Origin of the sequence: Pseudomonas sp. KCJK9111 (genome assembly GCF_046231935.1) — a bacterium.
GTDB lineage: Bacteria > Pseudomonadota > Gammaproteobacteria > Pseudomonadales > Pseudomonadaceae > Aquipseudomonas > Aquipseudomonas parafulva_B.
Map to the genome: position 1 here is coordinate 1 of NZ_JBJJMO010000132.1, position 640 is coordinate 640.

Genomic DNA, 640 nt, shown 5'->3' on the forward strand with positions numbered 1-640 from the left:
TACTCCGGGCACGGGTAACCAAGGCGACTTGGTGTTGGTCACCATTACGGCTGACCAGACCTCCGTTGCCGAGAACGTCAAACCGACGTTCACCGTCCAGATCAACAAAGCCCTGGCCAACGACCTGGTCGTGACCCTGAGCAACAACGCTCAAGTCACCATCAAAGCCGGCCAGACCGCTGTTTCCTACGAACACGCGGCGCAAGGCGATGACGTTTACAAAGACTCGGGCGAAATCAGCTTGGGCATCAAGTCGGCAGCAGACGCTGGCGGCCGCACGTTCGAAAACCTGCAGCTGGGTAACGATGCCTCGGTCAAAGTGACTGACACCATCGACGAAGTTGTAGCCAAGCTCACCGCTACCGACTCGGTCACTGAAGGCGGTCAGATCACTTACACCGTGACCCTGACCAACAAAGACGGCCTGCCAATCGACAAGCACGGCGCGCTGACCTTCACCCTGGACGATGGCAAAACTGTCATCACCATCCCAGCCAACGGCACTACCGGTTCGGTAACCGTTACAGCGCCTGACAACGACTATGTCGGTGCTAACGATCCGGTCGTGAAATCGATCGCCTCCGTTGCCGGTGCAGACGTTGGCAAGTTTGAACAGCTCACTTTGGACAAAACGCCGGTC

1 protein-coding gene is annotated in these 640 nt (G+C 57.5%); it reads left to right on the forward strand.

All coding sequences use genetic code 11. From position 1 onward, the window contains the following. Positions 1–640, forward strand: a 640-nt coding sequence (locus ACK59L_RS21490; protein WP_409275953.1) for an immunoglobulin-like domain-containing protein, incomplete at both ends; no start/stop codon positions are given.